Genomic DNA, 8,284 nt, shown 5'->3' on the forward strand with positions numbered 1-8,284 from the left:
GTTCCCAGTCGGCGGCGTATGTTCGCTCGGATGTCGCGCCAGAGGATGTCTCGGAAATGCACGCCTTGCGCTCACGGGTCTTGGACACGCGCCTGCCGGAGCCGTCGTATGCCATCAGCACCCTGACACTGTCCCTGCTGCAACTATGCGTATTCTCAAGTACATTTCCTGATTTGCTTTCCATCCTGAACTCCACCGGCATTCCTCTCCAATCATAGGAAATTTTCAGATTTTTGGAACGGTCCTCGATGAGATTGCCCTCGGAATCGTAGACGAAGTTATCGGTTACCACTTATTAGCTTTGCTTTTTTCAAGTTACGGTTTGGCATCACTGTTTTATTTATTCTAGAGAAATACAATTTTACTTGGTCAATTCCGGTCTTATTTTTTTTACACGGATGTCGTAATTCTTTTTATAAGCTTCTACACCCATTAGATTTTTCTTTAATGAAGGGATAGAATCTATTGGAATAAAAATATTACGATCTTCTCTGTAAAGATTTACATATTTTTCAATAAAATACACCTGTTTTCCACATAAAATGAACCCAAACAATGATGGTTTATTTTTTTGAAGTAAATATGTTTTCCCAAATGACTGTTCAATATCAGAACATACCTGATTACTGAAAACATTTTTTTTCCATTTTGTCGAATTATCTGATGAATCGTATTGAATAACAAACGATTCAACAAACGATTCATTCAAATATCGTATTCCATCATTTGTCAAAGGAATTCTATCTTGCAAAAAGACATCACAACTGGCATATATATAAATAGGGAGAAAAAACAACAACTTTTTCATTTTACTCCGGAAGTTCATCAGAATGTTCTACGTAAACAGGTTCACCACCATGATTAAAGCGAATAGACTCCCCCAATTTTTCTGCAGCCCATGACTCAGGACCTTCGATAACCCGCCGTTCTTCTTTATTATCATATTGGTCATCGTTTTCCAGAAGCCTTTTCATATACAACGAAGGATTTTTCAAAAAGCCTTTTGCATGAATTCCTTCATGTAAAACTCCTAGAGCAGGACTCTGTGTACCCTCAGGAAAAACCAAAGCCTCATTAGGATTCCAATTTATAACAATTGCTTTCATATAATCATCATAGTCTATTGTAGAACCTTCTCCATTAGCCGCCTTTGCAATATAGATTTTTTCTGGTCTTTTTTGAAGCCATGCGAATGTTCCCGACACGCCCCCTTTATTCAAATATTGGATTGCTGTAGAAAATTCATTTTTAAAATTTTGATTACTCTGTACTGAAGGATGATAAAAAACTTTATTTCCATCGGGGTCAATTACATTCACTGGGTTCACGCCATTTCCGGCATACAGATACGGACTACTAAACTGACGAGCCGGATCCACACTAATCCACAATCCAATCATTGGATCGAGATATCTTGCGCCGAAATAGTTCAGCTCGGTCTCGTCGTCTTTTTCTTTGCCGGTGAAGTTCTCTGTGACTTTTTCAGTGGGTTCCGAGAGCGTTACCTGCTCGCCGAAGGCGCGGTAGTCGTAGGCGGCCTGCACGCCTCCCTTGTAGCCAGAAAAATAGGTGTCGTTGTAGGCGGAGGTTCCGTATACGAGCATAGTGCTTCCGAGATGATTCTTGAGAAACCATTCAAATTTTGCGCTGGGGATGTATCCCGCGAGTTGCATCTTGTCGACACCATAGAAGGGATCCGTGGCATCTTCCACGCCGTAGCGGCCAAGACCCTGCGGCATATTAACAACAACCTTTGTTTCGCTGGGAGTGCCGTTGTGGAAACTTTCGCGGACCTCGGTGCCGATGCCTGTGTAGTGGGTCACGAGTTCACGTTCCCAGTCGGCGGCGTATGTTCGCTCGGATGTCGCGCCAGAGGATGTCTCGGATAGGCAGGCCTTGCGTTCCCGCGTCTTTGAAACACGTCTGCCGGTGCCGTCGTATGCCATCAGCACCCTGACGCTGTCCCTGCTACAACCACGCGTATTCTCAAGTACGTTTCCTGATTTGCTTTCCATCCTGAACTCCACCGGCATACCTCTCCAATCATAGGAAATTTTGAGGTTCTTGGATTTGTCCTCGATGAGATTACCTTCCGCATCGTAAACAAAGTTCTCGGAAGCACTCATATCGCGGTTTGCAGCAGACATTCCGCCCATGCCACCGGAGACCTTCTCGAGACGGTTCGTGTTTGCATAGTAGCCGTACTCACCGCCGGTAGCGCCATCACCCCCGCGACCCTGGCCGCGGCGCTGGCTTACAATTCGGCCCTGTTCATCATACTTAAAGTATTCATTGAACATATCCTGTTCAGAATCCTCCACAGACGTGAGACGGTTCATGAAGTCGTACACGTACTTGCTACTACGTTTTTGTTCCCCATTAGCAGCAAGTTCATGAACCATGTAGCTGATGTTACCGTTGTACTGAGGAACGCAATTGTGGTTGCCACAGTCTTCATAGTAGAGTTCTTCTTCAAATAGCTTCTTCCCGTCAGCATTTTTCGCAGTGGCTGTTTTTACAGCACCCGAGATATGGTAGGTATAATCAATTGTAACATTGTTGCCAAGCCTTACGGTCTTAACATTTCCTGTAGGGTAATATGCATAGGACACAAGTTCCGTAGACAGTGATGCACCATTCTTGACGGAAATAGATGAAATTCTTCCCAGACGATCATAGACATACTGGTCCGAAACGGCACGATTCTTGGCATAAATGTTTAAGCCGTAAGGATACTTTTCTGAGCTAGTCAATTTGCCACCGACATCATATGTATTCTTCACTGCCATCATTTTAAGACTGTCGTCAGGCATTGTCGGATCATAGGAATAAGAAGCGATGATCCTACCATACTTATCATAAGCGTTTGTGAACGATACTCGCATTACATTATTGTCTTTGTCAAAGCCAATATCGCTAATGGTTGAAACAAGCCTTCCACGAGAATACTTGAATACTTGAGATGGATTTACCGAATTCGGATATAGATCAACCCCAAGAATAGAACGCTGAGTGGGAATTTCATCATAAATGAAACGAGTAATAGAGCCATCAACAAGCTTTGAACCTTCACAGTCCGCAACTCCGGCTACTGACTTAAAACCAATTCTCAGCTGATTTTCATTTTCATTTGTAAGACATCTGCCAGTGATAATCTGGCGATCAAAGTCATCATACTCAATCACAGTAAGCTCATAGGCAAACAGATCTTCCTCATCCTGATTCGGACTTATAAAGCCCTCATTTTTTTTCTTATCTCTAATTTCAGCGAATTTAAACTGATTCTGAGTCTGTGTCGCACGAAGGCGGCCTGCCAAATCATAATAGAACCTAGTTTCACCCGCATCAGGTTCATTACTGTATATCATATGACCTTCAACATCATATGTATATGTAGACGGGTTAACGCAACTTCCTGGAGAGGGAACATATTCACAACTCAACGGAGAATGAGCCTTAAGAACACGTCCTCTAGAATCCAATTCATTATAACTATAACTTGCAACCACATACTCTACACCATCACCTCTTGGACCATTTTGTTTGACCATAGATCCACTAACAACAATGTTGCCTTCGCCATCTTTTATAATGAATGCAGCATTGTCATTTTGATCAATAGTCAATTCCCACATATGGGATGGATTCTCGTGCGCAAGAGCATGATAATTGATTTTCCCATCATAAACACGCCTGTTACGAACTGCATTTACAGCGGTTGCTAAAGAGTTCATATTTTTCATGTTTACACCAGACAAATTAACACCAGAAGAATAGGACCGGACAAGATGTCCTTCTTCAATAGAAAATGCTTTACCTGGAGCACCTTCAACATCTTTTGTAACTGCGGCATCCGGTTTCCAGCTTGTCTCTACATAGGGATATCCACCGGCATCAGGATAAAGTGGGTTATTTAAAGTATAAAATTCCGAAGCCATTTCCGTATAATTGAGAGTTTTTTCCTCTGAATTACAACTTTCAACTTCTTGACATTTCAGTTCAAAAGGTAAATACTTGTATTGGGTACGGCCCATCTCATCACGTTTTGATGTGGTAACAACCAATTTATCATCGCCATCATAAACGCGTGATTCGATTTCCTCATGCTGAGTTGTTGTAAAACGAACGGCGTATAATGAAGGAGCATCATTATATGCAGCAGGCTTTAGCGTAACATCATCAATGGCATTATGACCATACATAGAGAAAATCGTTACACTTCTATTTGATTCCGTAAAAAGGCTGCCATCAACTTTTACAATTTCAGTTTTCCATTCAGGAGAACATCCCACTTCTGTGTACCCACCACCATGATTCACCGAAATATGGCAGTTTTCACCTTTTTCGATAGCATCTTCACTGGCTTTATGTTTAAAACTCAAGATAACATCATTTCCATTAACATATTCCAATGCATTGTCGCTCAGTTCTTGTCTAACACCTCCATACAAATCCAAATATCTAGATCCTTGAGCTGCTTCACCACGAACACTCGTCGCACTTCCCAAAACCAGGTTCCAGCCAACAAATGAAGGTTCATCAAAACTTCCATTAACAAGTAACTGTCCCCCTTGATAATCAATCGCATCGGTACGATTTGTAAATTGTTCTTGAACATCAATTCCAGGAATCGGAATAATCGGACCATTTCCGTCGCCAATGTAAAGTTTGTATTGTGGAGCTGTCATATCAGGGTTTCCATATAACCAAGAATAATTTTTAGACAAAATCACTACAGTTTCTACAGTACCGCTGCCAGTAGCCTTTTTTGAATCCCATGAAGGTGCATGAGACCAGTCATCCAAAACGTTCCATCTAAAATAAAATTCAGCCTCACTCTTATCAACGCATTCAACACAATCGTCGTGTAGAGTAAAATCAATACTTCTATTATCGCCCGACTTTATTCCATCTTTTAGAATAAATTGATACGTATGTTTATTTGCAAGTGTATAACGTTTTACGGAAATCCCTCCACCAAGGTCAACTTCCTCATCGGCTTTAGAAAGTTCAATATTACCGCTGGTAAGAACAGGAATTTGTCCGTCAGGATGTGACACATAATAGTTTACATACAAAGGACCTTCCGCATCAACATCACCTATATTTTTCACAAGTAAGTTAATCTGCGCAAGACCATCAGAAATAGATACTTCCTCGTCATTCTCTGTGTAGACATAAGATTTAAGAGATTCTGTTTCTTCAACAGAAAATTTGAGATTACTTGCATTTTGATTTGTTGTAGTTCCAGACGGCACTATGGTCACGGCATTGCTACAATCAAAATAAGGGGTACCATGAATTAAATATCCATTTTCATCATATAAAGTCACTTTGAAATTGGTTTTCATGGAACCACCACCAATCCAACTATACAAGCTAGACTTAATCAAATCCAAGCCATTACTCATCGAAGCTTCAAGCCCAATTGGATAATACATGGGATAGATACTATTCCCCTTTACAAAAGCACCTTCTTCTAGCTTAATTCGTATCATGTAATGATCATCGTAACACTTTTCTAAAGTTATTGAGGCATTATCAGAAGACGTTTTTTCAATTTTAAAATCCGACGCATTAAACTTCTTATCTGTTGAATAGTAGAAGCGCATTTCATAGCCGCCGATAGCAACATCTTTATTACCAGAGTTTGCAATGCCAAATTTAAAATCACCTTTTTTCTTATCTGACGGAATCTTATCTTGAAATTGAGCAGTCAAACTAGCATATTTGTATTCATCAGAAACGTTTTCAATTCCAGCGTCTCCACTTCCACATGTATATTTTTTTTCCCCGAAAACCCATTGATGTTTTTCATCAAACAAAGTCATTTTTTCGTTATCAAGCAAGGAAGATGAGTTCGTCCAGCTGTACATGGCCGATTTATCAATGCCGCCCCACGGATTACTCTGCACGGAAAAAAAGATGTTATTGTATTCAGGATAGGATTTACCCGCTTTGGCAACAGATCCATCCTTAAACTTGACCTTAAACACATACTGATTTTCTGCACACTTTGCTGTTGAAACTACATAGTCATTGACATTTCCATAGAACTGTAATAAGGAGGCGTCAAACTTTTGATTACCACCATAATAGAACCACATTTCATATCCTGCGATAGAAATATCATCCTCACCTTTATTCAATACTCTAAAATTAAATTCACCTTGATAATTATTTGACACAGCTGCGTCTACAAATTGTACAGACAAATTCCGACTTTCCTTTTGTTCCCCTGCACTGGGACCACCACCAGTTTCGCCTTCGGAACTTTCTCCAGAATCGCCACCAGTACTTGTTCCAACACAGTCAGGAACCAATCCATACACCCACTCACCGTTGGAATCAAACAACCCTACCATAATATTGTCAGTCCAGGAGTCTACATTCATCCAACTGTACATGTCAAATTTATTCAGCACCAATCGGTAATCAGCTAAACGAGCTTCAAATCGGAGGCCATTTTCATCTTCTGGAAACTTAGATTTCGCTTTTATAGTTACATTTTTTCCTAGTTTTACTTTCAGAACACGCCATTCATCATTGCAGCGCGCTGTTTTGCTTTCAAACGATTGAGATCCTGCGTTTTTAAATTCTATCACAGCAGGGTCAAACTGTTTGCTTCCGTAATAAAAACGCAATTCGTAATCACTCACATCAACAGAATTGTTTCCTTTATTATCGATAAGGAAATTAAAATCCCCCCCCTGTGTATGCGCAGGTTCCATATCACGGAATTTCACGGTGAGCATTTTTTCGTTGCGACTACCATTTTTGCTTTGATCTGGAAGAACTGCAACAACATCCTTACATGAGGAAGACCATGTTGGAGGTATTCCCCATAGAACATTCCCTTTATCATCAACCAAAGGTACATTAGGGTTATATTTTCGACCATTCAAAAATACAAGGCCATCTTGAACAAACGGCGCTAAGGAATAGTCATATTCTTTACGAACATTTGAATTAAGAACAATTCCTGTTTTTACATCAAACAAACTTTGATTAAAATCAACACTCCATTCAGGATGTCCAACGAAAAGATATTCTATTTTAAATCGATTTTCACCACAATCATATACAATTTGAGAAATACCCTTATCAGAATACCAATTGTTAAATTTTCCTTCGTATTTTTTCACGTTTGAAGGTAGAGTTCCATAATAATCGTAATGATACCCCTTCTTTAAGGGAAAACGACTGTTATCCGCAAATCGTTCAACGCCAGAAGCAATATCCAATTGCGTCTTCGAAAACCAAAATTCATCCCCTGTCAACACAGCAATGCCATTTCCATTTGCAGCACTATGTAACGATCCGTCAAGAATTTTAATAGTTCTTGTAACATATTTTACATTATCATGGTCGTCTTTAGCTTTAAGTTTATATGTATAAGTTCCAACATCCATGTTATTACGTTGTCTTACAAAATTATTTTTTGATCGAACATAAAATCTATTAGCATATCGCGCGGCAATTGCTGAACCATCAACATCGTAGTTATTTTTCCAATAGTCTGCTGGAGAACCCGTTTCCAACCAGTCAAAATCACTTTGATATACAATTTCTAAAGATGTTATACTTCCTGCGGTACTTGTCACCTTAGGCATAGCGTAATAATCTTCTCCCTCGTAGATAAAATCTTCATCGGTATCAAATTCTATAGAGATTGTATTTTCATCGGGACAGAAAATTGACATATCCGAACCTTGATAAACAATTCCATCAGGGGCATTCACACCCCAAACACCTAATACAACATCACGGCATTGTCCATTAACCCAGTTGGGTTTCGTGCCATAAAGTAATTTTCCATCTCCATTATATGAAGCCATCTTGTAGTTATAGAAATCATCTCTCATGGCGGTATACATATAGAGATAGGAATAATCCACTTCTTCCGGATCAAAATATTCAATCTTTTCATTAAAAGCTCGATAAGTTGAATTATCACCATTAGTAGAAACATTAAATAGAGCTAATTGGAATTCATCCAACGATTTACCCTTTTCAATTTCAACACTTTCTTGTGAATAGCGCTGTCTAAAAATATAATGTTTTTCATCACACCTAAGAACTTGCCAACAAGCATTTTTGGGCGTATGCCACACATTAAACAAACTAATGTTTCCTGCAGGTTTCGTCATATAATAATCCATATATGGTCTATCAATTTCAACATTCCTAGAAGTATTATTTTTTAGTCTTGAATATATTTCCTTTTGTGAGGCATCATCAACATGTGTGGAAGCATTTAGGCTGCCTTGCTAGATGATTCTCT

Annotated in this window: 3 protein-coding genes; 1 reads left to right on the forward strand and 2 read right to left on the reverse strand. The window is 39.6% G+C overall.

Features of this window, described 5'->3' with window-relative positions; genetic code table 11:
* Nucleotides 1–218: hypothetical protein (locus tag B7992_RS17025; protein ID WP_217897626.1), on the forward strand; the 218-nt coding region annotated here is incomplete at its 5' end.
* A gap of 143 nt (nucleotides 219–361) precedes the next feature.
* Here the strand turns inward: B7992_RS17025 and B7992_RS15755 are convergent.
* Complete coding sequence (locus B7992_RS15755) at nucleotides 362–808, reverse strand: hypothetical protein (RefSeq protein ID WP_088658771.1); 447 nt, start codon at nucleotides 806–808, stop codon at nucleotides 362–364.
* 1 nt (nucleotide 809) lies between these two features.
* A complete protein-coding gene (locus tag B7992_RS15760) occupies nucleotides 810–8,150 on the reverse strand; it encodes an RHS repeat domain-containing protein (RefSeq protein WP_176421980.1) in 7,341 nt (2,446 codons plus the stop codon).
* Nucleotides 8,151–8,284 lie beyond the last annotated feature (134 nt).

Source organism: Fibrobacter sp. UWH1 (assembly GCF_002210365.1).
In the GTDB taxonomy this organism is placed as follows: domain Bacteria; phylum Fibrobacterota; class Fibrobacteria; order Fibrobacterales; family Fibrobacteraceae; genus Fibrobacter.